Genomic DNA, 25340 nt, shown 5'->3' on the forward strand with positions numbered 1-25340 from the left:
TTAAGCGTATAATCCTCCGTTGATATTGATAACTTCTCCGGTAATGTAAGCTGCTTTGTCAGAAGCTAAAAAGCTGACCAAATTCGCTACTTCTTCCGGTTGACCAAAGCGATTTGCCGGAACCAGCTGTTTCAGTTGTGTTTCATCCAATTCACTTGTCATATCTGAAACAATAAATCCGGGAGCTACCGCATTGACCGTAATTTTACGTTTCGCCACTTCCTGGGACAATGCTTTTGTAGAAGCAATCATCGCTCCTTTTGCAGCGGAATAATTTGTTTGCCCGGGATTTCCCTTCAAACCGCTCAATGATGCAACATTGATAATGCGTCCGGAACGGTTGCGCAGCATCTTACCGATTACTGCCTGTGTACAGTTGTACATTCCTTTCACACTTGTATTGATGACATCATCCCAGTCTTTTTCATTGACCCATGGAAACAGATTATCTCGTGTAATTCCTGCATTGTTGACCAATACTTCGATGTTATTTTCCGGATTTGCTTCAATCCAGGCATTGACTTTTGAAATGACTTCTTCGTTGTTTTTCACATCAAACTGTAGCAATTCAGCAGAACCACCATTCGCAACAATTGTGTCCAGTGTTTCTTTTGCTGCGGCTTCATTTCCTGCAAAATTTATGAGGATGTGCAATCCCAAGTCTTTCGACAATTGAATTGCAATCGCTCTGCCAATTCCCCTGGAAGCACCTGTAACTAATGCACATTTCATAATTTTAACGTTGTATTTCGTAATGTTTTTGTTACTTCCAGGATGTTTTCAAACTGGGCAACATCTTCGTTGATCATTGGTACAATCTTTCGTATTCCGGAATAAATTTCCTTCGTTTTTGAGCTCAACTTCGCACGCTTTTCTTCCGGTAGCAAATCAATCGCCTGTGTTACTGCCATCATGTGAATAGCCATCACCTGGAACCCGTTTTCGATGACTTTTCTGGCAATAACAGCACTGTTTGTACCCATACTTACAATATCCTGGTTGTCATTGTTGTTGGAAATACTGTGTACGTACATCGGATTGGATAACATCTGATTTTCTGCCGTTGTGGAAGTTGCTGTGAACTGCATTCCCTGGATTCCAAAATTGAATCCCAATGTTTTCGCATTCAAAAACGGTGGGAACAAATCATTTATTTTACTGTTCAGCAGGAAATTTAACTGCCGTTCAGCCAGCATTGTCAGTTTCGTTACAACAATCTTTACTTTGTCCATTTCCAGGGAAATATAATCTCCGTGGAAATTTCCTCCGTGGAATACGTTGTCCAGATCAGCCCGGACAATCGGATTATCGTTAGTTGAATTGACTTCCCGCTCAATGACTTTCTGAGCATACTCCAATGTTTCCGCTACCGGTCCTAAAATTTGCGGCACGCACCGAATGGAGTAATATTCCTGGATTTTTTTCTTAAATTCACGTTGCTGCAATGCTTCGTCATCTGCAAACAGTTCTTCCCGCTTGCGGATCAGCTGAGAATCTCCGAGGATAGTTCTCATTTTCTGAGCAACAGCAGTTTGACCTTCATGTAATTTTACCTGGTTCAATCCTTCCGAGAACGAATCATCAAATGACTCAACAACTTCATTGATAATGGCAGAAGTAGCGATCGACCAGTCCAATAAACGTTTCGCATAAATAACATTCACAGCTGCGATTCCCGTCATACAGGAAGTTCCGTTCATCAGTCCTAAACCGTCTCGCAGTTGAATTTGCAACGGCTCGATGTTCAGTTCTTTGAATACATCCGCTGTTTTTCTTCGCTCTCCTTTGTAACGAACATAACCTTCACCAATCAGGTTCAATGCCAGGTGAGCCAACTGAACCAAATCTCCGCTTGCTCCTACTCCACCATGTTCAAAAATTTCAGGATAAATTTCGTTATTTAAAAATTCTGTAATTTTCTCAACTACTCCATAACTTACACCTGAATTTCCTTGCAGGAAATTATTGGCACGTGCGACCAGTACCGCTCTTGCTTCTTCGTCACCGATCGGGTTTCCTGTTCCTGAAGAATGGCTTCGAATCAGGTTGTACTGCAATTGATTCAGTTTATCTTCATCGATTTTAAACTGGGCCATTGGTCCGAAACCCGTATTGATTCCGTAAATGATCTTATCACTTGCAAAATTTTGTAAAAATGAAAAAGACTTCTTAACCTCATCTTTTGTTGTTTCATCCAGGATGAATAATGCTTTATTAAGCGCAATTTTTTCTATGTCTGACAGCGTTATTCTGCTCATTTGGGGTGAATGCGTTGTTGTTTTATTTCAATTTTAATTCCAGGATTGTATGAAAGCTATCCGTATGCAAATGGTGTTCACCAATACATTCGAACCCGGCTTTGTCGACAATGTACTTCATTACACTGGAAGAATACATTTTGCTGTTTCCGTTTGCCATCACCGTAAAATACAGGGAGGTAGCAATCAATGAAAATTCAGCTGCCGGAAAACGCTGATTATCAATAAACGTTTCCATAATATACACTTTTGCATCCGGTTTTGCCGTTGCTTTGATTTTCAGTAAAATCGCTTCGATTTCTGTTTCACTGAAGCAATCAAGGAACTGGCTCATCCAATACACATCAGCACCTTCAGGAATTGTCGTCGTCGCATCCAGCATGTCTACCGCTTCATAATGAACACGGTCTCTTGACTCCGGGTACTGACTGATATTTTCCTTGGCGGCTTTTAACTGAACGGGTAAATCCAGAATGGTTACGTTCACATCCTGGTTATGGCGTGTACTCGCCAATGCCCACTTTCCTGTATTTCCCCCGATGTCAAAAATCATTTTCGGATTATCCTGGAAAATAATTTTCAGTGCTTCGTCAAATGAATTGTCGGAGTAGAAGTGATCAAATTCGAACCAGGATTTTTTTAATCTTCCCGGCAAAACAGATAAACCCTGGTAAATTGTATCCCAGTCACCAATTTCTTTTAAACCGGCCGGTTTCCCTTCTTTAATTGCTTCTTCCAGGTGAAACAATCCTTTGTAACAAATATCCTGGGTAAACATCAAATTGACACGTGTCATTTCATCCCGTGCAATAAAATACCCGATTTTTGACAATGCGTAGCGGTTGTGTTCTTTTTCAGTTAAAATACCTGATGCTGCGGCCATCTCTACCAAGACTCTTGCACCATATTCGCTAATCTTCGTCTCTTTTGCCATCTCTTCGATGGTCATTCCTTCTCTCGACTCAAATATTTTGTCAATCAATCCCAATGATAACATGGAATATGCTGTTTGAAAAACAAAAGGGCTGAATGCAATCTTCTGAGCCTCGTGTAATGCGTTTATAGCTTTCATGAATTTTCAATAAGTCTCAACAAGACTGTTTATTAAGTTATAAATCAAAGTACAAAATGGACACAAAGTTAAAACTATTAGTGAAAAAATAATGACTTTATTCCTGTGACCCTTAATTTTCGTGAAAAATACGTTATTTGCCGGATAATGCATTAAACACTGTTGTATACTGAACTACAACAACACATCTTTTTTATTTTAATTTCATCTACGTATAATCAATAGTTCATACACTTTATGTTAAAACGTGAAAGATTCTGGTTTAATTCGTTAATTTGCAATAAATTTGAAGATTATATATGAGCTATCGTCTACTCAGCGCATTGATCTTTTTCGTGTTCTCCTTCAATGTCAATGCTTCACACATTGTCGGAGGGGATATCTATTACAATTACCTCGGAAATAATCAATACCGGATTTTCATCAGTGTTTTCCGCGATTGTCTTTCCAACGGAGCTGATTTTGACAGTCCTTTACCGCTGGGTATTTTCCTGAATTCAACGAATGCCATGGTTCAGAGTCACGACGTTCCCTATTCCGGGAAAAACAATGTACCTGTGACCTTTAACAATCCATGTGTTATTCCCCCTTCAAATATTTGTACAGAAAATTCTATTTACTCCATTGTTGTAACGCTACCTCCCGCACCCGGGGGCTACCGTGTCGCATACGTTCGCTGTTGCCGTGGTCCCAATATCAATAACCTTGTCAACCCGGATGATACAGGTCTGACACTGACTGTCAACATTCCGGGCGTGGAGAATAATGGCTATCAAAACAGCAGTCCGCGGTTTAACAGCTACCCGCCAATGCTTCTGTGCAACAATGATCAACTTGTTTTCAATCACTCTGCATCTGATCCGGATGGTGATCAGCTTGTGTATTCCCTGGCCACTCCATACCGGGGAGGGACACCCAATAACCCGATGCCTGTTCCAACACCGGCACCTCCTTATGTACCGGTTAGCTGGTTAGGCGGATTTTCTCAGGCACAACCACTGGGTCCGGGTTCTTCTATTGCGATTAATTCCACAACCGGTGTTCTGACTGCTTCTCCGAATCTGACGGGACGCTACGTGGTAGGAATCCGGGTGGATGAGTACCGCAATGGTGTTTTGATTTCCAGCATGATTCGTGATTTTATTTTCCGTGTTTTCAACTGCAACATCACAATGGAAGCGATTTTACCGTTGGAAACTGAGCTTCCAAGCTACACCGGTTATTGTGTGGGCAACCTGAATGTACAGTTCGTCAACAACTCGTACGGAGGAACAAATTATTTATGGGATTTCGGTGATCCGACCACAACATCCGATGTAAGCACCGCTTTTGCACCCAGCTATAATTATCCTGATACGGGAAGATATACCGCCATGCTGGTTGTCAACCCGGGTTGGCCGTGCACAGACACTGCGTATATGGAAATTAACCTATACAATGAGCTGACGGCTCAGATTACGCATACGGATTCGTTATGTCTGCTCAACAATCAGTACAATTTTGTTGCCACTTCCGATGGTCTTCCGGGAACGCAATATTCCTGGAATTTCGGCACTAACTCCACCCCGCAAAACGCAACGGGAAGTACTGCATCTACTCATTTCACAACGGAAGGAAGTCATCAGGTTATCCTCACCACCACCTATTCGGTCTGTGAGGCAAAAGACACGGCAATTGTTTATGTGATTCCGCAACCGGATGCCAGTTTCAGTATGCCCTCCAATTATGAGTGCGACGGGTTGGAAGTAACATTCATTAACACCACTCAAAATGCGACGACTCACCTGTGGAATTTCGGTGTGGGGGGCACAACAAGTACGGAGCAATCACCAACATTTGTATTTCCGGCCGGCGGGACTTACACGGTGAATTATTATGCTTCATCAAGCCCTCAGTGCATTGATTCCATGCAAGCCACTATACAGGTCAATGAAAAACTGGAGGTCAGCTTCACACAGAGCCCCGATCAATGCATTACGGACAATCTGTTTGATTTTATCGGAACAGTTGCCGGACCTTCCCATGCAACATTTCACTACACGTTTGATTCAGAAGCGAATGTCCCGACGGTACAGGGAACAAATGCATCAGGAATTACATACAGCAATCCCGGTTCACATACCGTTGTTCTGACAGGTCAGTTTGACAATTGTGTGGAGACATTTACTTCCGAGGTGTTTGTCTATTCTGAGCCTACAATTGACTTCGGAATGCTGGACGGATTGCAATGCGCTCCTTTCTTAGCTCAATTTACTAATTACAGTACTGCTGATTCCCCGATGTTTTTCGAATGGGATTTTGGCGATGGAACTGTTTCGACGGAAACACATCCAACTCATTTATATACAGTTCCCGGACAATTCCCGGTTACCCTAACCGTTACAACAGCCGAAGGATGTATTGATACACTTTCTCTTACGCAAGTAGATCTGGTAGATATCAATCCGACACCTGTCGCTGCATTTATTGCCGACCGCACAGAAGCTGACATTTGTAACTCCGTAATCAACTTTACCAATCAGAGTCAGGGAGCGGTTGCGTATTATTATCATTTCGATGACGGTTACAACTATTCGACGGAAGAAAGTCCTTCTCAAAAGTTTTATACGAGCGGGGACCACTATATGTATATGATTGCAACATCTGATAAGGGGTGCACGGATACAGCCTTCCAAAAAATCTATATTGAACCGTTTACTTTCTTCATTCCTAATACATTTACCCCGGACGGAGATGAATTCAACAACGCGCTGGAAGCTAAAATGTGGCTGACTCCTTTTGATTGGGAGTTCCGTATTTACAACCGATGGGGTGAAATGGTATTTGAATCGTTCGATTACAGAGCTGCATGGGATGGAACATACAACGGTGAGTTAGTCCCTTCCGGAATGTATAATTACACGCTGAAGTACCGGCCTTGTTCCATGGAAGATCACATCCTGATCCAGAACGGGCATGTCAATGTATTAAGATAGAGGTTCTTTTATTTCCAGTTTTTATAGACTTCCACTGCCCTTTTCGCAGAAACAACTGCACTGTTTTGTGTTTCCAATCCTTCTGTCCACCCTCCGATGATGCAGATACCTTCCAGTTTTCCGGAAAGAACTTTCAATTCGTGCAGATGTGCAACGAATTCGGGTGTTATCAATGGGTGATAAAATGTTGTTTCATGTAGCAACAATCCTTTTTCCTTCACACGCTGTGTATCTTCTTCCGGCATCCAACTTTTGTAAATTCCATTCAACCGGGGTGAAATAAGTGATAAATTCATGGTAGAAAACCTCAATTGGTTCTCTTTGTTTGTATAAATATTGAGAAATGCCGGTTTTTCTGTATTGATATAGTTTGTATCCTGGTGTATGACAATATGCGCTTCAAAATAGGGCAATTGCTCCAGAATCATCGTCGCCATTCCAAAATACGGATCGTCCTTCACTAATTTTGCAGCTACATCCGCATGAACAGCCATCATAACGAAATCTACCTCCATTGAAACGATCTTACCGTCCCTGACATAATACACGGTGTAACCTTTTTCATTTTTCTTCACGGATTGGACAGGAGCATTGGTTTCAATTTTCACACCGTTCGTTCTCAATTTATTTCCCACCTGTTGAATCAGGGTTCCCATTCCATCCTGCATGATGCAAAAACTATTGGATGCTTTCGGTTTTCGGAACGCAAATAAGCTGACAATTTCCACGACGGATGTTTTCCGGATATCTTCAGTAGTTGTTCCAAGTGACGCCGCTAAGAACGGGTAAATAATTTCCTGTTTGTATTGGTCTGTGAAATCAAGCTGTTCCACCCATTGTTGAACATTTATTGTTTTCCACTGTTCCGGATTCTTGTATACATTAAATGCTTCTGTGTTGAATTTTTTTAATTTCAATAATTTGCCCAGTTTTTCTCCTCTGAATTTTCCGTTAAGCGGTGTTACAATTAATGGTGTATTTTCTTCCTGACGTTGTACCAATAATGTTCCCGCCATTGTTTCTGTCCGGATGGCATTCATCCCGATGGTTTCTTTCAGAAATCCCAGGTAATCATCCCACGGACCTTTTGTGAAATATTGTGGTCCGATATCAATCATGCATTTTTCCCCGGAGATGGTAGTTACAGCTACTGTTTGGGCGTTCCCACCGAGAATCGCTTCTTTCTCAAACAAAGTGATCTGTGCTCCTGCATCGTATTGACGAAGGTAGTGCGCAGCAGAAACTCCTGCAATTCCTCCCCCGATAATAGCTATCTTATTTTGGGAATAAACAACAGACGAACATAGCCACACAGCCAGGATAAAGTAGCTGGTTAGTTTCATAATTTTCGCAGTTTTTTTAAAAATTTTGCGTGAAAATAGAAAAATAAAACTATACTCGATTCAGGGTTACATGCGCAATTGTCATTTTTTCTTCTTTTTCTTTTGTGTTAAAATACTAACGGATTGAACTCCTCATGTTCCGCGTATCGATTTATTAATTAATAAATTAGCACCGTCATTAAACTACTTATTATGAAAAATTTTGCTGAAAAAATCAAACGGTCACTGACCCTGTGTCTCTATGTGATCGCGTTATTCCCGTTGTTTCACAACAGTAATTACTCACTGTCGCAAGCTGCAACCGCATCCTGGTCTTTAACTTCAAACGGAAATCCTGCCGTTACCGGAAATATTACCGCAACTGCAGTCAGTAAAGGTCCCGGGAGACCTGACTATGGAGGAATCGGGGCCATGTCGCATACCACCGATGGTGTTCGTTCTCAAAACTGGAACCGATCAAGTTATTTAAGTTTTAGTATCACAAGCCAATATTACAACAGGGATTACTACGAATATACCGTAACTCCAACGCCCGGGAATGATTTTAACATTACATCTGTTACATTAGAAGCATCAGCCTCCACTTCTACTCCTTCCTGGTTTGTCTATTACTCCCTGGACGGATTTGCAACATATACGCAATTAGGAGTCCGAAACTCAACATCACTAACCGGATTAAACATTACAGTTCCTTCAGGAAGTACTCTTACACTCCGAATTTTCGGAATGGATTTAGTTTCAAATACAACGTATTTCCGAAATAAAAATGTCGCTATTTCCGGCACCACATCTCTTGGCTGTTCGACACCCGCTCAACCGTCGGCAATCACAGGAAGCGGAACAATTTGTGCCACTGCAAACGGAACGTACTCCGTGACCAATGACCCGACTGCAACAAGTTATACATGGACACTTCCATCCGGGTGGAGCGGAAGCAGTACCACCAACAGCATCAACGCAACAAGCGGAGCGAACGGTGGAACAATCACTGTAACAGTGAACAATGCGTGCGGAACATCCGCTCAACAAACATTCAATATAACAACAACTACAGTACCGACGCAACCCTCCGCTATCACAGGGAACGGAACAATTTGTGCCACTGCAAACGGAACGTACTCCGTGACCAATGATCCAACTGCAACAGGGTATACATGGACACTTCCATCCGGATGGAGCGGAAGCAGCACCATCAACAGCATCAACGCGACAAGCGGAGCGAACGGTGGAACAATCACTGTAACAGCGAACAATGCGTGCGGAACATCCGCTCAACAAACATTCAATGTAACAACAACTACAGTACCGACGCAACCCTCGGCTATCACAGGGAACGGAATAATTTGTGCCACTGCAAACGGAACGTACTCCGTGACCAATGACCCGACTGCAACAAGTTATACATGGACACTTCCATCCGGATGGAGCGGAAACAGCAGCACCAACAGCATCAACGCAACAAGCGGAGCGAACGGTGGAACAATCACTGTAACAGCGAACAATGCATGTGGTGCTTCAGTTCAACAAGTACTGACGATCACTACTACAACTATCGATAATACCGTATCCTTAAGTGGCGCTACATTAACAGCAAATCAGGCAGGTGCAACGTATCAATGGATTAATTGCACAGCTGGAAACACTCCTGTTTCCGGCGCAACAAACCAATCGTTCACTCCAGCTTCCAATGGAACATATGCGGTTCAGATCACACACAACGGATGCAGTGATGTGTCATCGTGCATTGTTGTCAGTTCCGTAGGGATCGAAGCGGCGGAAGTAAATACATTCCATGTTTATCCGAATCCGGGAACAGGAATATACACCCTTTCTACACAATATAGTTTTGAGCCTTCGCAGGTAACGATTTACACTGCTTCCGGGCAGCTGGTAAATGCTTTCTCTATTTCATCCCAGGGGCAGCAACTCATCGTAGATATTTCAAATCAACCAGAAGGGATTTACATGATATTTGTCCATACGCCAGTGACCAACTTCCATGTAAAAATCTTTAAACAATAAAACTTCAGACGAATAAACATTAATCTTCTATAACCAATCAGCAATCCCGGTAAAATCTATTTACCGGGATTATTTATTTTGATTGTGTCAGTTCGGTTTATTCACCAATTTAGTATTCGTTCCCACAGTATTCAATTAAAACCTCTACAAAGTCGTACCGGTCAGTGTTTACCGGTTTTTCTGCATAACAGATGAAACAAAAAAGCGACCCGTTTCCGGATCGCTTTGGTATTATTTACTGGATGATCTGATTATTTATAATCTCCGATTGCGCCTTTATTTACTGCAATTGCTTTCACTGTTCCGTTGAATGCTAATTCTCCAAAAGAAAGCACAATTTTATGCGGAAATAATACACCACTTACAGCTTTGTAGTCAGAATACGTTACAACTGCATCCCCTCCTGCTTCAGGATCAGTAGAAATAGTCAAACGTTTAATTTTGCTGAAGTTGTTTGTATTGTAATAATCATACATTTCATTTTCACCATCATGTAATTTTACAACATACATATCTGTTCCGTTTTGGTTTTCAATTCCCACCAATTCGTACTTCATTCCACTTGTTGCATAATTGATTTCAGGAATCAGACCGATTGATTTGTTTTTTGCTGCAATTGCTTCAGCTGTCAAATCTACTTTTCCTGTCTGCATGTTTGATTCATATCCTGTTTTCCCATCGAAATATGTTTTCTGAACCACCATTCCCTGTGCTTCGATTGTCATTACTTCGCTGTTAGGAGCCGCCCAGAATTGAACTGACTTTAACGGGAAAGGAACCTGAGACATATTCATTTCGATGTCTTGTGTCACCGATTTGATTTTCTTCAACAATTTATCACGTTGTTTTTCAGAAGATGTAGATGTTACATAGAACGAATGCTTTTTGAACAATTCTTCTGCCGTAATATCTGCTTTTTTCATATCCTGAACAGGTGCTCCGAACGCGTCAACGATTTCGATTTTACCATCTGCATCAAACGGTTTCAATTTTTCAATCACTGATTCATTTCCGACAACAACGATGTAGCAATTTTTAGCCGTGAAGAATTTTTGAGCAATTTCCAGTACTTTTTCTTTATCAACCGCTTCCAGATTTGTCAGGTAGTTTTTATAATAATCCTTCGGCAACCCATAACGTTCAATGTTCAATGCAAAACGTGCGATTGTTGCAGCGTGCTCCAATGAACGTGCAAAGCCTCCTCCCATTGAAGATTTTGTCAACTCCAATTCGTGGTCTGTTACATAGCTGTCAGTCATTCGGTCCAATTCGAACAATAACTGTGTAATGGCACTGTCAGTAACGTCTGTTCGGAAATTTCCGCTTGCAGCCAGGTAAGCACCTTGTGGTTCGATATTTACGGAAGAGTAGCTTCCGTATGTATACGCTTTGCTCTCACGCAGGTTTTGCATCAAGCGCGTTCCGAAACCTGAACCTCCGAAAATAGAATTCGTAACATTCAACGGAATGTTATTTGCATCACCGATCTTTACATCAAGCGGAAACGCCACCTGGATATAGGATTGAACAGCACCTGTTTTCTTTACAAAAATCACTCTGTTTCCGTTCAGGTTTTTTGCTGAAGGGTACTCCACTTTCGGAAGGGATTTTCCCGACCAGGAAGAAAAGTATTTGTTTACAACTTCTTCTGCCTTTGCTTTTGTAATATCTCCGACAATTACCAGGTAACTTCCTTCCGGAACAAATGTTTCTTTGAAGTATTGTTGTACATCATCGCGGGTGATTTTAGCCAATGTCGCCTCTGTTGTTACCTCGCCATACGGGTGGTTAGCAAACAAAGCACTCATCAATGCATTCTCTCCCATTCCTTCCGGGCTGGATTTCAATGACATTAAATTGCTCTCCCATTGCTTGACAATCCGGTCGAATTCACTTTGAGGAAAATTTGCATTCATCACAACATCAGAGAAGATTTTCAATCCTTCATCCATGTGCTTTGTCAAACACGTTAAGTTCAGGTTTCTGCTTCCCGCATTGAGCGAAGCCCCGATATAGTCTGATTTCGCATCAATTTCGTCTTTCGAGCGGTTCGTTGTACCACTTAAAATCAAATCACCTGCCAAATCTGCCAACCCTGCTTTTTGTCCTTCCATGCGCTGTCCGTTTCCGACAGTCAGGTTAAAACTAACACGTGGTAATTTGTGGTTTTCAGATAAAATCACCGTCATCCCGTTTGCCGCTTTGAAAACGACCGGGTCAGCGATACTGATTGCTTTTGCCGGAGCTGCTGCCGGAACTTTAGATCGATCCAACTGACCAAAAAGAACAGCCGGTGTGATTAATCCTAATGCTATTATTAATTTTTTCATTTTTCGTCAATTATTTAGATTCTTCTTTTGGTAAATAGTGCAAAATAACACGTGCATCTTTTGTCAGGTACTTTTTAGCTACACGCTGAATATCCTCACGTGTTACTTTCATGTATTTATCCAGCTCCTGGTTGATGTAGTTTGCACTTCCGTGGTAGACGTGCGCATCTGCCAATCCTTCGCTGATCCCTGCAATCGTGGAGTAAGAAGAAACGGATTGATTTTCGAACTGATTACGCACTTTTTCAAATTCTTCCTGGGAAATCAGTTCATTTTGTATTTTTTCGATTTGCGCATCAAATTCTGTCTGAATGTCGTCCAGTTTTACATCTTTAGAAGCAATTGCGGCAAAAATTCCAACTCCGGCATCTTCCAATCCGTATCCGAATGAGAAGGCCATTGTAGCTAATTGTTTACGTTCTACCACTTCTTTGTTGATACGTGAACTGGATCCTCCGGAAAGTACCGCGTTCATCAATTCCAACGCGTAAATATCTTCGTTTGTCTGCTCAGGGAACACATATCCTACGAACAATGCCGGCAACTGAATGTTATCGTAAACAACTTCTTTGATGACAGTTGTCGGTTTTTCTGTCGGTTTACCGGGACGGTTAATTGTGGTCGGCTTTTTCGTATATTCTGCAATGACAGCTTTCGCCTTTCCATTTTTTGAGTTAAAGAAATCTTTGTCGAAAATCGCTTTTTCTACATTGTACTTCGCTGAAAAATCTTTATCCGACAGAATCAGGTAATCGCGGTATAAGTTGATCGCCTGTCCTTTCGGAATGCTGTTGAAGTATTTATCGATCCATTTTTTTGTTTGTTCAATATCAATATCTCCTGCAATAGACAACGTTGCATTGGACGGAACATAGAATGTATGGTAGAAATCAACATAGTCTTCTTCCTGTGCCGCATCCAGGTGCTCCATGCTTCCGATTGGCTGCCAGTTGTACGGGTGATTCGGGAACAGGCGCTTGAACAATTCCGTAAAGAAGGTAGCATACGGCTGGTTGTCAATTCGCTGACGTTTTTCTTCTTTTACAACACTTCTTTGTGTTTCGATCCCGATGCTGTCTACTTTTGCATGCAACATTCGCTCTGATTCCAACCACAAAGCGAGTTCTAATTGGTTAGACGGTAACAATTCAAAGTAAAACGTCCGGTCCATGGATGTATTCGCATTCAGCGCTCCTCCGTTTTTCTCTACATAATTGTCGTAATCTCCACGTTTGATATTCTCGGAACCTTCAAACAACAAATGCTCAAAAAAGTGTGCAAATCCCGTTCTGTCCGGCTTTTCATTTTTTGAACCAACATGATACAATACCGAAACAGCAACAATCGGTGTTGATTTTTCCTGGTGTAAAATCACATGAATGCCATTTGGTAAATCATATTCAACAAACTCAATCTTTTGCTGAGCCATTGAACTGAAAGAAAAGAAGCCAACAAAAGCTCCTACTATTAGTTTTTTCATTCTGACTGTTTTTTTTACAAATTAAATCAAACTTTCCGAAATAGGGACATGATTGGGATTAATGGTTGTAATTATTGTTGAACGGTTTTAGTCCCGGGATTCGGCACCAAATGAACAGGTTTACATACGAAATGAACAGGTATAAAATAGAAAGACTGCGTCCTTCAACGCAGTCTTTCTATCATGATGTGGTTTTTAGTTGTAAAATGTAGACGGATTTAATGTCTTTGACTTTTGATTGTTATCAAGGTGTCTTGTTGGTTCATATAAACACAACTTTTTTGCCAAACAATAAAAACCACCAAAAAAAATACAACACACTGATAACAAGTTAATTAAAAATAAAAGGAATTAGCGCGTATGGATTCTTTTCATTCAAAATGAATCCGTCGTTTTCAAATTGAAAACAATTTAAGGTTGTTGTGTCAACGAATCGACCCGGATCGACGGGTCAAAAACCAGCTCAGGTAAATGGATCGCCGCAGAATCCGCTTTGATTGCCAGTCTCAGGTCATACAACTTACCCGATTCCACGCTTTTGTTCAGGCTGACTTTGATTCCTGCCAGCGCAGCTGTGGACATGTTCATACTGAGGGTATCATTTGCCTGTGTAATCACTGAATTGCCAGTTGCTCCAAATGTAAAGCGCACCTGCAACAAGGTTTGAATATCTTCGATGCCTGTCTGCACCATAATTACCGTATCCCTCTGATCATTATACAAGTCGGAAAGGTCGTACACACCTGCGGCAATATCCAGTTTAATCCACTCGGATTTTGATTTTTTCGTTGCATAGTTCAACCAGATCTCCTGAACATTCACAGACGTATTCAGGTGCTGGGTTTTATCTGCTGTAATTGCAATTTCCAACGAAGCGGAAGGATCTTTTTTACACGCAATTAATGTTGCCATCAACATTCCTGCAAGTATTCCTGGGTGAACTTTATTTCTCATTATTCATTGCATCAAGGTACTGGTAAAGGTAGAATTATTTACAGAACCAGCCAAATGTTATCCCATCACTGCCCGGTATCCTTCTTTTACTGCCTGGATTACGGTTGCAACCTGTTCGTCTGTCAGATCAAAATAAACCGGCAGTGAAATCTCATTGGCATATTTATTCCATGTCTCAGGGTAATCTCCTATTTTATAACCACGTTTTTTGTATGCCGTTAAGATTGGAAGCGGTTGAAAATGGACATTAACAGACACATCTCTATCGAAAATTTCCTGCATAATCGCATCCCGCTGCGCTTCCGTCGCTCCTTTGATTCGCAACAGGTATAAATGGTAACACGTCTCCTTGTGTTTGTCTTTATACTTAGGAGTAATCGCCCATTCTTCCACACTAAAAGCAGTATCGTATAAGTCAAAAATATGCTTTCTTCTGTCCAGGTTCTCCTGGTACCGGTCCAGTTCTACCAGACCAATCGCCGCCTGCAAATCTGTCATGTTACACTTAAAACCGGGATCTTCTACGTCGTAACGCCAATTTCCTTTTTGCGTTTTGGCCAATGCATCTTTCGACTGACCGTGAAGAATCAGTGTACAAAAATGTTTGTAGATTGCATCGTGATCAAATGGTTGCGGGAGATTAAAACAGATTGCTCCTCCTTCCGCAGTAGTGAGGTTTTTGACCGCATGAAATGAAAACGTGCTGATATCTGCCAGGGCCCCGCTTCTTTTTTCGTTCATCGTTGCACCGAAACTGTGTGCAGCATCGGAGATCAATAAGATTCTCCCCAATTGTTCCTGCTGTTCTGAAGAAGCCACAAACAGGTTTCGTTTTTCATCGATAACCCTGTACAATTTATCATAATCACAGGGGTAACCTGCAATATCAACTGCGATAATTGCCTTTGTTTTGGCAGTTATTGCAGCTTTTACCTTTTCGGCATTGATATTAAAATCTTCCGCATTTAAGTCAACCATTACCGGATTTGCTCCTGCATGGATGATTACATTGGCACTGGCACAGTACGTGTATGCCGGCAAAATGACTTCATCTCCTGCTTTGATTCCCCACCAATGCAACAGTACCTGCATTCCCATTGTCCAGGAATTTACCGCTACGGTTGTCTGGCAACCACAGTATTCTGAAATTCGCTTTTCAAAGTTCTTTGTTCGCGGGCCGGTGGTGATCCATCCGCTTTGCAATGCTGCTGTTACTTCATCGATTACTTTCTGATCGATACGTGGGGGTGAAAAAGGAATCATATATTTTAATTGATTGTTGCGAAGTTAGTAATTTTACATTCAGAAAACAGCGAAAAGAATAAATATGACGGAGCTTGAAAAAACAATTGAGTTGTACTTCGGTGAACTTGAACAGGCTGAACTCACTACAATTACTTCTTTGTTTGAAAAAGAAACGATTTCCAAAGGTGATTACTTTTTAAAGACAGGTAAACGATGTGAAAAATTGAGCTTTGTACAGCAGGGATTACTGCGGATTTATGTAGAAACGGAAAAGAAAGAAGTAACACAATGGATTTCCACAAGCAATTCGTTTGTCACAGACCTCTCCGACTTTCTCTTTGACACCCCGGCACGCTGGACGATCCAGGCATTAACCGACACCACTCTTTTTACTTTGCAGAAAAAGAATTACCAGGCATTGGAAACATTGGTTCCGAAATGGCAGGTGCTTGAAAAATTATTCATTGCCCGGTGTTTCACCATTATGGAAGATCGGATTTTTTCGCATTTGTCCATGACTGCAGAGGAACGTTACGCATCTTTCTTTGAAGCAAATAAAGAGTTATTTAACCAGGTTCCATTGCAATACATTGCTTCTCTGTTGGGAATGACACCTGAGACGTTCAGCCGGATCAGAAATAAAATGACAACATTGAATTCTTGATTTTTATCAAGTGGTAATCGGCTTGTTGTTGTGAACTTTGCCGTATTAAAATTAAACAACAATGAAAAAAGAAATTACCACATCCATTATTATTCATGCCGGTATTGAACACGTATGGTCGGCGCTGACTGATTTTGCAAGTTTTCCGAACTGGAACCCGTTCATTACTTCTATCAACGGAAAGGCTGAAGAAGGAGCCCGTATCACGGTGCGCATCCATCCACCTCAATCAAAACCAATGACTTTTAAGCCTGTCGTTCTTTCATGCCTGGCACATAAAGAATTGAGATGGAAAGGAAAACTACTGGTGGGTGGATTATTTGACGGTGAACACATCTTTGAATTATCAGAAAATACAGCTGGTACGACGTTATTTATACAACGGGAACTGTTTTCCGGAATCTTAGTGGGAATGATGAACCTGGAGAACACACGAAAAGGATTCGAGGCAATGAACCGGCAGCTGAAAGCCTTGGTTGAAAAAAGCGGATCAGCGTTTTGATTTGAAGAACGTTCGGATTAATTCTCCACATTCCTCCTCCAGTAATCCTCCTTCGATTTTTGTTTTGGGGTGATAGATTCCCGCATACCTTCCCGCACCTCTCTTTTCGTCTTTTGCCCCAAACACAATGCGGTCGATTTGCGACCAATACAAGGCGCCTCCGCACATGACACACGGTTCAAGGGTTACGTACAAGGTGCAGCCGCCCAGGTATTTTCCTCCGATGTGTCCCGATGCCGATGTAATGGCCTGCATTTCTGCGTGAGCTGTTGTATCGTTCAGGCATTCTGTAAGATTATGGGTACGCGCAATGATCTGTTGATTAGCAACAATCACCGCTCCGACAGGTATTTCGTCTTTTTCAAGTGCTTTATGCGCCTCCAACAGCGCTTGTTTCATATAGTACTCATCGTTATATGGCGAAATCATAGCGTCTTGTTTGAATAACAAATTTAAACAAAGAAGCGGGATTGAGTCATCTTTAATTTATATTTGTTAGCAGTTATCTACCTTTGTTAAACATAATACAGTAACATATGGAAATTGTATCAAAAGTATTAATCGGTCTCGTAGCATTTGAGCATTTATATATTCTATATTTTGAAATGTTTGCCTGGGAAACGATTGGGAAGAGAACATTCAAAACACTTCCTGAACATTTGTTTGCTCCGACCAAAGGGCTGGCGGCCAACCAGGGACTATACAACGGCTTCCTGGCAGCAGGACTGATCTGGTCTTTTTTTATCCGTGACGAACGCTGGGCGGACAATATTGCGGCTTTCTTTTTATCCTGTGTCATTATTGCGGGTGTATACGGAGCACTATCTGCTTCAAAGAAAATTTTCCTCACACAAGCATGTCCTGCCATTGCAGCATTGATTGTTTTACTGTTGAAATAATCTAATCCTTTTCTTCTGATTCCGTGCAAAAATTACTGACACTTCTTTTTTCATTTATTACAGGAATTTTTCTCTTGTTTTTTTTGTGGGTAAGTTATTCACTTGTTACGATTTTTGTCGTACAACCGGATAATAACCACGTTCCGTATTTAGTTCCAGAACATGCAAAACTGGTTGTCAACATTAATGGACAGGAAGCATTTGATGAGCTGTTACAACACCTGTTGCTCGAAGGTAAAGGAGATAAATTTATCCGGAAAATAAAGGAACTCGCTCGTGGAAACCGCTTTGAAAAAGAATACGGGATCAATTGGGCTCGACCTGTTTCATATTTTGAATCAACTTATCGCGACCAACCGGTCAGGGGATTTGTGGTTCACATTTCAAATGCTTCAGCCTGGAATAAAAACATTAATATGTTCCTGGGGAGTACAAGCGTTGCCAAAAGTGATAAAAACTATGGAATGGTTGTTCAATCAAAAACCTTATCGAAAGAAGAATTGTACCAGTTTATTGAAACCTGCAAACAAGGGTCCGGTAAATTCGTAAAGCCTGCTGATACCAATCCATTGATTACTGTTCACCACACATCGGCGGGAAAAACTTCTGACATTCGTTTTTCTGCAGAGAACAATGTCTTGCAGACAGATGGAATTATTCACCACGACGGTACATTGAAGCCCGGAACATTGAATTTTGTATTAACTCCGGCCGACCTGCATTTTACCAGTGATTTGATTACAGCAGAATTAAATGATACGCTAAACAAGTTGATCGGATCAAACCTGCATTTTTCAGGAATTAGTATGAATTACCGGGGAACTACACTTTCGGAAGCGAACGGAACGATTACCCCGCTTCCCGACGCAGATCTCGTTCTTGGTTTTGAACAAGCAACAACAATACAACAACTGGTTGAACACATTCCCAATGCTGTGTGGAAGGAAACAGCTACATCGATTCAAGTTGGCAAACAGGTTTATTTTGTGAATCAGCTGAATGAAAAGACAATTTTCTTAGGCACTAATAAACATGCCGAAATCAATGAAAACCGGCAATCAATCGGTTTAATTCTCTCCGGTTCATTACAGCCGCTTGTGACAATTCACGGAAGCCGGCTGATTTTATTTGCGCTTCGCATGAATCCTTCATTTTCGCTGGGAATGGACTTTATTCGTGAAACACAGATGTGCCTGATCACAATGACCCCGATGAATGCAACAACTTACCAGTTTACAGGAGCCGTTACATTTAAAAATGAAAAGGATGCTCTGATCGGAATCCTTGAGTTGATGGCAAAACGCCAGCTTTAAATTCCGATTGTTAATATCCAAAACGAATTTTGTTATAAAAATCCGCCTTCCAATTAAAAAATAGATATTACTTTTGTTTAAAATTAGTCTAAATAAGAATGGTACTCAAAGAAAAAATGCAACAGGAGCATCCACTTTTTATGTTTAGTTGCGGGGATAATTGCGGGTGTGCAAAGAAAAAAAATTGTTGTAAAAAGTACAAGAAGAAAGGAGTTCACTGCAAGAAGTGTCCCAAATTATAATACTGTACGATTTCACTCAATTCCCATTCATTTATTTACAGGGAACTTTTTAGTCTCCTCAGATCCTATTCTCACTTCTTTAATCCATCTACAAATTCACCGGCCAAATTACTTTCCTTCCCATCGTGTGTGTATTACGTATCTCACAGTTAACGTCTTGTTGCTAAAACGCTGGCTATTGACATTGCATTTGAAGGTATTTGCAGCCATCCCTTTGACATTCCTCTGCCTGATAGCTAAATTGTCATATCGCAATATTGCGATATGATGATATAACAAAAAAACAGGATGCAATTTCAATCACACCCCGCCTCCCTTGTATTATTTACTTGTATTACAATTCAAACTTAATCCCTTGTGCCAACGGTAAGCTATCAGAGTAATTGATTGTATTTGTTTGACGGCGCATATAAATTTTCCATGCATCAGAACCTGATTCACGTCCGCCACCTGTCTCTTTTTCACCACCAAATGCACCACCGATTTCAGCTCCTGAAGTACCGATATTTACATTTGCAATACCACAATCTGAACCACCATTTGACAAGAACATTTCCGCTTCTTTCAGATTCGTAGTCATAATTGCAGAGGACAATCCTTGAGGAACGCCATTTTGCAGAGCAATTGCATTTTCGACTCCTCCTTTGTATTTAATCAGGTATAAGATCGGAGCGAACGTTTCGTGCTGAACAATTTTAAAATGATTTTGTGCCTCTACGATCGCCGGTTTTACATACAATCCTGTTTCATAGCCTTCTCCCGAAAGAACACCTCCCTCTACAAGAATATTTCCGCCTTCTGCTTTTGCCTGCTCCAATGCTTTCAGATATGCATTTACCGCATCCGTATCAATCAGTGGCCCAACATGGTTGTTTTGATCCAACGGGTTCCCGATTTTTAACTGTCCGTATGCTTTTACCAACGCATCTTTTACTTTGTCATAGATTTCTTCATGAATGATCAGACGACGAGTCGATGTACATCGTTGTCCGCACGTACCCACTGCACCGAATACTGCACCCGGAATTACCATTTTTAAATCAGCGCTTGGTGTAATAATGATCGCATTGTTACCTCCTAACTCCAACAATGATTTCCCTAAACGTGCTCCTACAGCAGCTCCTACGGATTTTCCCATACGTGTTGAACCTGTCGCGGAAACCAACGGGATACGTCCGTCTTCAGCGATTAATTTTCCGATTGAAGCATCACCGATAATTAAGCTGGAAACTCCTTCGGGAACATTGTTTGCATCGAACACCTGCTTGGTGATTTGCTGGCATGCAATTGCAGTGATTGGTGTCTTTTCAGAAGGCTTCCAAATCGTTACGTCCCCGCACACCCACGCAAGTGCCGTATTCCAGTTCCACACAGCAACAGGAAAGTTGAATGCCGAAATAATTCCGACAACTCCCAGCGGGTGGTATTGCTCATACATACGGTGTCCCGGACGCTCGGAGTGCATTGTCAAACCATAAAGCTGACGGGATAAACCAACTGCGAAGTCACAAATATCAATCATTTCCTGTACTTCACCCAATCCTTCCTGCAGGGATTTTCCCATTTCATAAGAAACCAATGTTCCAAGAGCAGTTTTATATTCGCGGATTTTTTCAGCCAATTGGCGCACAACCTCTCCTCTTTTGGGTGCAGGCCATGTTCTCCACTCATTGAATGCCTCCTGTGCCTTCAGCACAAGCGCTTCATAATCAGCTTCCGTTGCAGAATCTACCGTTGCGATTACCGCACCGTCTACCGGCGAATATGAGGTAATCTTTTCTCCGCGTGTATTGAACCATCTTCCACCTGTAGAAGCTCCGTTATTCACGTCTTCAATTCCCAATTCTTCCAGGATCTGACGTACTTCAAAATTATTTATTACTTGTGACATCTCGTTATTAGTTTTTAAGTTGTGCAAAGGTAATAGATTTTACTTCAGAATGGGAATAGAAGATGTGCTTTTTAAAGATATTGACTTATTTTGTTAAATTTTAAACATTCAATTTCTGTATTGTGTATTCTTCGCTCCGAAACGAAATTCCATTTTATCCTGTTTGCGTTCATAGGGATATTTTTATACATTTATCCGTGAATTAATTGTAAGCGAACATGAAACGAAATGATATGACTGTCGGGTTGCTTGTTTTGGGAATAATGGCGGCGAGCTGCTCTTCCAAGGAGGCACCTTCCAATGAAGAAAAAACAGAAATTGTGAGTGAAATAGGCGATGTAAAAGTAGACCGTTTTGCAGACATCCAGGTTCTACGGTATGAAATTAACGATTTTGATAAACTTTCCCTGGATCAAAAAAAACTGGTTTATTATCTATCCCAGGCAGGATTGGCAGGTCGCGATATCAATTGGGATCAAAATAACCCTTACAACCTGAAAATACGAAAAGCAATTGAACACATTTTCGAGCATTACAAGGGAGAACGTTCGGGTGATGAATGGAGTAAATTTGAAACCTATGCCAAACAGGTATGGTTTGCAAATGGCATTCATCACCATTACGGTATGGAGAAGTTCAATCCGAAATTTTCTAAAGATTATTTTCTCTCTCTGCTAAAAGCCGTAAACCACCAATTGGATGATGACACAGTAGATGTGATTTTCAATCCTGAGCGTGCCAAACTACGCAAGATCAAAGATCCGAAACTGGATATTATAGTTGCTTCCGCTAATGGCTTTTACGGACCTGGAGTGACACAAAAAATGGTGGAAAAGTTCTATGCAGGAAAAACAAACACTGATCCCAAGCCACCTGTAGAGCATGGGCTGAATTCCACCTTAATTTTGAAAGACGGAAAATTATATGAAGATGTATGGAAATCAGGAGGTAAATACGGAAAAGCAATCGATCAGGTCATTTATTGGCTGGAGAAAGCAACAACTGTAGCGGAAAATGCAGATCAGAAAGCAGCATTGGAGAAATTGATTGACTATTACAAAACCGGAGACCTGAAAACCTGGGATGATTACAACGTCTTATGGACAAAATCTACGAAAGGGGATATTGACTGGATCAATGGGTTCATTGAAGTATACGGAGACGCACTCGGCATTAAAGCCAGCTTTGAAAGCATTGTTCAGATTACTGATTTTGAAGCATCAAAGCAGATGAAAGTTCTGGCAGAAAATGCACAATGGTTCGAAGATAATTCCCCGTTGATTCCTGAACACAAGAAAAAGGAAGTCAAAGGAATCAGTTATAAAGTTGTACAAACTGCAAGTGAATCAGGAGATGCATCTCCGTCTACGCCGATCGGAGTGAATTTACCTAACAATAATTGGATTCGCGAAGAACACGGTTCCAAGTCGGTAAGTTTGGGGAATATCATTTCCGCCTATGACAAAGCGGGAGGTAAAGGATTAGTGGACGAGTTTGCATACTCAGATGAAGAAAAACGACTGGCTCAACAACACAGTTACCTGGCAGGTAAATTACACACGGCATTGCATGAAGTAATTGGTCATGCGTCCGGGCAATTGAATCCGGGAATCGGGCAACCTTCTGAAACATTGAAGCAGTATGCGAGTACGCTGGAAGAAGCAAGAGCGGACCTGGTTGGTTTGTATTACATCATGGATAAGAAAATGATTGATCTGGGTCTGATTGAGTCTTTGGATGTCGCCAAAGCTGAATACGACGGGTACATTCGAAATGGGTTAATGACGCAGTTACAGCGCCTGGAACTCGGACAAAGTTTGCAGGAAGAGCACATGCAAAATCGTCAGTTGGTGGCAAAATGGGTTCTTGAAAAAGGGCAAAGGGACAAGGTAGTGGAAAAAGTCATGAAAGACGGAAAGACCTATTTTGTTGTACGTGACTATGCTAAATTGCGGGATTTATTTGGCCAGCTGTTAAAAGAAATTCAACGCATTAAATCAGAAGGCGATTTTAAAGCCGGCCAGGCACTGGTTGATAACTACGGCGTAAAAGTGGATTATGCATTGCATAAAGAAGTGTTGGAACGGGTAAAACCACTGAACATTGCTCCTTACTATGGATTTGTAAACCCGACACTGGTTCCTGTCCTGAACAAAAACGGAGAGATCATCGATGTAAAAGTTTCTTATGATAAGAACTTTGTAGAGCAAATGCTGGACTATGGAAAAAAATACAGTTTCCTGAACTGATAAAGGATTGATCCATTTAAATTAAAAAGCCCGGAAGATAATTATTTCCGGGCTTTTTGTATATGTTCATTAAGCTTTTTCTTCTTTGGGAGTTTCTGTTGTAGCAGTATCAAGGACTTGTTTTGGTAGTTCATCCGTCTCTCCTGTTTTCTGTTCGGTTTGTTCAGGAATCGACGGTGGTTGTACAGGGCTTTCCGTTGCTGTCTGGTTCGGAGGAAAATTTGCCCTTGGAGGGGGAGTATATTTAACTGAATGATCCAGTTCATCTACCATTTGGTCAATTGGCCTTCGAATTTCTTCTGTCGTTTCCTTAAAAATTCCATCTAAATTCAAATCTTTCTTATACTCGTTGGTCGATTTTTTAATTTCATTTTGGATATCCGATGTTGCATCCTGAATCTGGCGAATGGTACGTCCCATTGTTTTTGCAATACCCGGGATACTCTTGGAACCAAAAAAGATCAGGATAAAAAGAAGGATCAAAAGTATCTCCGATCCGGCTACATCATTTAAAAATAAATACACAACTTACTTTTTTTACAAAATTAAGGAAATTTTGGAGCCCCGGGAAATTTAAACGGAAATTAACTTTTTTATGTGAAATTATAATTTATAAAAAGGGGATTCAGACCAAAAGTTAACAAACTGACAACAAAACAATAACAACTATTTAATCCTTTTAAATAATCATTTACATTTGACATCGTAAGAACTGTTAAACACTAATTTTAATAACTCATCTATGAAAACGAATACAATCTCTCTTGTAAGGTATTTGGCATATACCCTTTTCTGTTTCTTTCATTTCACATACTTACATGCTCAAACCACTTTTCCATGGAGCGGAACATATGGTGGAACAGGCGTAAATCGTACTTTTACAGGAGTTGCAATCGGTGGGATAACAATGAGTGCTACGATTGTAAATTCTGAAAACGTATGGCAGGACGGAGCTCCTCTGTTTCTTGCAACCGGTTCATCTGTCTCAGGCATGGGGTGTTCAGGGATCGGAACAGATAACCAGGGACTACTGTTAAGCACCGATTGGTCAACTAATACAACAAAGACAATCACAACAACAATTACATTTAGTCATGCTGTAGGAGCTGTTCGCTTCCGATTGTACGATGTAAATGACGATGGTTACGGAAGCTGGAATGACAGAGTGATTGTCACGGCAACCGACAACTCCGGAAATCCACTGCAGATATACAATGAAGCTTCCTGTGTCACCGGAGGGAATGGTACGACAGCGGGAAACGGAACAACGACCTTAACATATACCTCTGCCGATAGTCAGGGATGTTTGTGCAACGGGAATAACCGGGTCCGGGTAGGAAATGACGCGAGTGGTTGCGACCAGGTAAAAACAATTACAATCAGGTATCAATCAGCCGTAAGTCCTTCCAGCTATAATACTCCCAAACAATACATTGTTGTCTCTAACCTTATAGCAAATTGCGCACCTCTTCCCATCGAATTAGTCTCATTTACAGGGGATACAACCGATCGCATGAACATATTAAAATGGCAAACTGCTACAGAGAAAAATAATTCTCATTTTAATCTGGAGCGCAGTATCGATGGAAGCAATTGGATTCACCTTGTGACGCTCCCAGGAGCCGGAACAATACACTATCCACAGGAATATCGCTATTCTGACACTGATTTTGAACATACAGTAAATTATTACCGTTTAAAACAAATTGATTTTGACGGGCGGGAAAAGAGTTCTGATATTATTAGTCTTGATAACTCATTAAAAACAAAAGTTCTGGATAAAATTGTAAATACAATGGGGCAACTTGTTGATGAGACATACAGAGGGCTTAAGATATATATGTATACGGACGGAACGATTGTCAAGAAAATGGAATAACCGGGAAAAAGCTATCTTGTCA

The 25340-nt window shown here is 41.2% G+C and carries 19 protein-coding genes; 8 read left to right on the forward strand and 11 right to left on the reverse strand.

The genetic code is table 11. The annotated features are described in order from the left end of the window. The 3 genes from fabG to H9Y05_RS00560 are packed head-to-tail and all read right to left on the reverse strand — an operon-like array spanning nt 1 to nt 3330. Entirely contained in the window at nt 1-732 is a 732-nt protein-coding gene (gene fabG, locus H9Y05_RS00550; RefSeq protein WP_216713214.1) for a 3-oxoacyl-ACP reductase FabG, read from the reverse strand. Continuing rightward, nucleotides 729-2258: an HAL/PAL/TAL family ammonia-lyase gene (locus H9Y05_RS00555; protein ID WP_216713215.1), complete on the reverse strand. Its 1530-nt coding sequence runs from the start codon at nt 2256-2258 to the stop codon at nt 729-731. The genes fabG and H9Y05_RS00555 overlap by 4 nt, the downstream gene beginning before the upstream one ends. Before the next feature lie 22 nt (nt 2259-2280). Continuing rightward, complete coding sequence (locus tag H9Y05_RS00560) at nt 2281-3330, reverse strand: methyltransferase (protein ID WP_163492836.1); 1050 nt, start codon at nt 3328-3330, stop codon at nt 2281-2283. Between the two features lie 299 nt (nt 3331-3629). On the opposite strand from H9Y05_RS00560, the gene H9Y05_RS00565 reads away from it, so the two are divergent. Continuing rightward, a complete protein-coding gene (locus H9Y05_RS00565; RefSeq protein WP_216713216.1) occupies nt 3630-6305 on the forward strand; it encodes a PKD domain-containing protein in 2676 nt (891 codons plus the stop codon). 8 nt (nt 6306-6313) lie between these two features. Here the strand turns inward: H9Y05_RS00565 and H9Y05_RS00570 are convergent, their stop codons facing one another. Continuing rightward, nucleotides 6314-7648, reverse strand: a complete 1335-nt coding sequence (locus H9Y05_RS00570; protein WP_216713217.1) for an FAD-dependent oxidoreductase — start codon at nt 7646-7648, stop codon at nt 6314-6316. 192 nt (nt 7649-7840) lie between these two features. On the opposite strand from H9Y05_RS00570, the gene H9Y05_RS00575 reads away from it, so the two are divergent. Further along, on the forward strand, nt 7841-9670 hold the full coding sequence (locus H9Y05_RS00575) for a T9SS type A sorting domain-containing protein (RefSeq protein WP_216713218.1): 1830 nt from the start codon (nt 7841-7843) through the stop codon (nt 9668-9670). A 251-nt stretch (nt 9671-9921) separates the two neighbouring features. Here the strand turns inward: H9Y05_RS00575 and H9Y05_RS00580 are convergent, their stop codons facing one another. The 4 genes from H9Y05_RS00580 to H9Y05_RS00595 all read right to left on the reverse strand — a co-directional run bounded on the left by H9Y05_RS00580 (nt 9922) and on the right by H9Y05_RS00595 (nt 15697). Further along, nucleotides 9922-12000 (reverse strand): insulinase family protein, encoded by a 2079-nt coding sequence (locus H9Y05_RS00580; RefSeq protein WP_216713219.1) that lies wholly within the window; start codon nt 11998-12000, stop codon nt 9922-9924. Between the two features lie 10 nt (nt 12001-12010). After that, nucleotides 12011-13480, reverse strand: coding sequence for a M16 family metallopeptidase (locus H9Y05_RS00585; protein ID WP_163492217.1), 1470 nt, complete (start codon nt 13478-13480; stop codon nt 12011-12013). Between the two features lie 411 nt (nt 13481-13891). Continuing rightward, nucleotides 13892-14434, reverse strand: a complete 543-nt coding sequence (locus H9Y05_RS00590; protein ID WP_216713220.1) for a hypothetical protein — start codon at nt 14432-14434, stop codon at nt 13892-13894. Between the two features lie 57 nt (nt 14435-14491). Further along, nucleotides 14492-15697, reverse strand: a complete 1206-nt coding sequence (locus H9Y05_RS00595) for a DegT/DnrJ/EryC1/StrS family aminotransferase (RefSeq protein ID WP_216713221.1) — start codon at nt 15695-15697, stop codon at nt 14492-14494. A 64-nt stretch (nt 15698-15761) separates the two neighbouring features. Here H9Y05_RS00595 and H9Y05_RS00600 point away from each other — a divergent pair, with 64 nt between their 5' ends. Then, on the forward strand, nt 15762-16343 hold the full coding sequence (locus H9Y05_RS00600; RefSeq protein ID WP_216713222.1) for a Crp/Fnr family transcriptional regulator: 582 nt from the start codon (nt 15762-15764) through the stop codon (nt 16341-16343). Nucleotides 16344-16404: 61 nt separating this feature from the next. Continuing rightward, nucleotides 16405-16845 (forward strand): SRPBCC domain-containing protein, encoded by a 441-nt coding sequence (locus H9Y05_RS00605; protein ID WP_163492221.1) that lies wholly within the window; start codon nt 16405-16407, stop codon nt 16843-16845. Here the strand turns inward: H9Y05_RS00605 and H9Y05_RS00610 are convergent. Continuing rightward, nucleotides 16834-17274 (reverse strand): nucleoside deaminase, encoded by a 441-nt coding sequence (locus H9Y05_RS00610; RefSeq protein ID WP_163492222.1) that lies wholly within the window; start codon nt 17272-17274, stop codon nt 16834-16836. The genes H9Y05_RS00605 and H9Y05_RS00610 overlap by 12 nt on opposite strands. 107 nt (nt 17275-17381) lie before the next feature. On the opposite strand from H9Y05_RS00610, the gene H9Y05_RS00615 reads away from it, so the two are divergent. Both H9Y05_RS00615 and H9Y05_RS00620 read left to right on the forward strand, forming a co-directional pair. Then, nucleotides 17382-17744 (forward strand): DUF1304 domain-containing protein, encoded by a 363-nt coding sequence (locus tag H9Y05_RS00615; RefSeq protein WP_163492223.1) that lies wholly within the window; start codon nt 17382-17384, stop codon nt 17742-17744. Between the two features lie 23 nt (nt 17745-17767). Beyond that, nucleotides 17768-19057: a hypothetical protein gene (locus H9Y05_RS00620; protein ID WP_163492224.1), complete on the forward strand. Its 1290-nt coding sequence runs from the start codon at nt 17768-17770 to the stop codon at nt 19055-19057. A 576-nt stretch (nt 19058-19633) separates the two neighbouring features. Here H9Y05_RS00620 and amaB read toward each other — a convergent pair. Continuing rightward, nucleotides 19634-21190 carry an L-piperidine-6-carboxylate dehydrogenase gene (gene amaB / locus H9Y05_RS00625; protein WP_163492225.1) on the reverse strand — a complete coding sequence of 519 codons (1557 nt, stop codon included), beginning with the start codon at nt 21188-21190 and terminating at the stop codon, nt 19634-19636. Nucleotides 21191-21408: 218 nt separating this feature from the next. On the opposite strand from amaB, the gene H9Y05_RS00630 reads away from it, so the two are divergent. Then, the gene (locus H9Y05_RS00630) at nt 21409-23439 is read left to right on the forward strand and encodes a dipeptidyl-peptidase 3 family protein (protein WP_163492226.1); all 2031 of its coding nucleotides are present in this window, start codon (nt 21409-21411) and stop codon (nt 23437-23439) included. A gap of 69 nt (nt 23440-23508) precedes the next feature. Here the strand turns inward: H9Y05_RS00630 and H9Y05_RS00635 are convergent, their stop codons facing one another. After that, nucleotides 23509-23964 (reverse strand): twin-arginine translocase TatA/TatE family subunit, encoded by a 456-nt coding sequence (locus tag H9Y05_RS00635; RefSeq protein WP_163492227.1) that lies wholly within the window; start codon nt 23962-23964, stop codon nt 23509-23511. Between the two features lie 217 nt (nt 23965-24181). Between H9Y05_RS00635 and H9Y05_RS00640 the strand changes: the two genes are divergently transcribed. Further along, nucleotides 24182-25318: a hypothetical protein gene (locus H9Y05_RS00640; protein ID WP_163492228.1), complete on the forward strand. Its 1137-nt coding sequence runs from the start codon at nt 24182-24184 to the stop codon at nt 25316-25318. Nucleotides 25319-25340: the final 22 nt, after the last annotated feature.

The organism is Taishania pollutisoli (genome assembly GCF_014518315.1).
GTDB lineage: Bacteria > Bacteroidota > Bacteroidia > Flavobacteriales_D > Crocinitomicaceae > Taishania > Taishania pollutisoli.

Excerpts from the sequence above, each read along its gene's own strand:
- fabG (WP_216713214.1), bottom strand. The coding sequence starts at position 732 with ATGAAATGTGCATTAGTTACAGGTGCTTCCAGGGGAATTGGCAGAGCG.
- H9Y05_RS00555 (WP_216713215.1), bottom strand. The coding sequence starts at position 2,258 with ATGAGCAGAATAACGCTGTCAGACATAGAAAAAATTGCGCTTAATAAA.
- H9Y05_RS00560 (WP_163492836.1), bottom strand. The coding sequence starts at position 3,330 with ATGAAAGCTATAAACGCATTACACGAGGCTCAGAAGATTGCATTCAGC.
- H9Y05_RS00565 (WP_216713216.1), top strand. The coding sequence starts at position 3,630 with ATGAGCTATCGTCTACTCAGCGCATTGATCTTTTTCGTGTTCTCCTTC.
- H9Y05_RS00570 (WP_216713217.1), bottom strand. The coding sequence starts at position 7,648 with ATGAAACTAACCAGCTACTTTATCCTGGCTGTGTGGCTATGTTCGTCT.
- H9Y05_RS00575 (WP_216713218.1), top strand. The coding sequence starts at position 7,841 with ATGAAAAATTTTGCTGAAAAAATCAAACGGTCACTGACCCTGTGTCTC.
- H9Y05_RS00580 (WP_216713219.1), bottom strand. The coding sequence starts at position 12,000 with ATGAAAAAATTAATAATAGCATTAGGATTAATCACACCGGCTGTTCTT.
- H9Y05_RS00585 (WP_163492217.1), bottom strand. The coding sequence starts at position 13,480 with ATGAAAAAACTAATAGTAGGAGCTTTTGTTGGCTTCTTTTCTTTCAGT.
- H9Y05_RS00590 (WP_216713220.1), bottom strand. The coding sequence starts at position 14,434 with ATGAGAAATAAAGTTCACCCAGGAATACTTGCAGGAATGTTGATGGCA.
- H9Y05_RS00595 (WP_216713221.1), bottom strand. The coding sequence starts at position 15,697 with ATGATTCCTTTTTCACCCCCACGTATCGATCAGAAAGTAATCGATGAA.
- H9Y05_RS00600 (WP_216713222.1), top strand. The coding sequence starts at position 15,762 with ATGACGGAGCTTGAAAAAACAATTGAGTTGTACTTCGGTGAACTTGAA.
- H9Y05_RS00605 (WP_163492221.1), top strand. The coding sequence starts at position 16,405 with ATGAAAAAAGAAATTACCACATCCATTATTATTCATGCCGGTATTGAA.
- H9Y05_RS00610 (WP_163492222.1), bottom strand. The coding sequence starts at position 17,274 with ATGATTTCGCCATATAACGATGAGTACTATATGAAACAAGCGCTGTTG.
- H9Y05_RS00615 (WP_163492223.1), top strand. The coding sequence starts at position 17,382 with ATGGAAATTGTATCAAAAGTATTAATCGGTCTCGTAGCATTTGAGCAT.
- amaB (WP_163492225.1), bottom strand. The coding sequence starts at position 21,190 with ATGTCACAAGTAATAAATAATTTTGAAGTACGTCAGATCCTGGAAGAA.
- H9Y05_RS00630 (WP_163492226.1), top strand. The coding sequence starts at position 21,409 with ATGAAACGAAATGATATGACTGTCGGGTTGCTTGTTTTGGGAATAATG.
- H9Y05_RS00640 (WP_163492228.1), top strand. The coding sequence starts at position 24,182 with ATGAAAACGAATACAATCTCTCTTGTAAGGTATTTGGCATATACCCTT.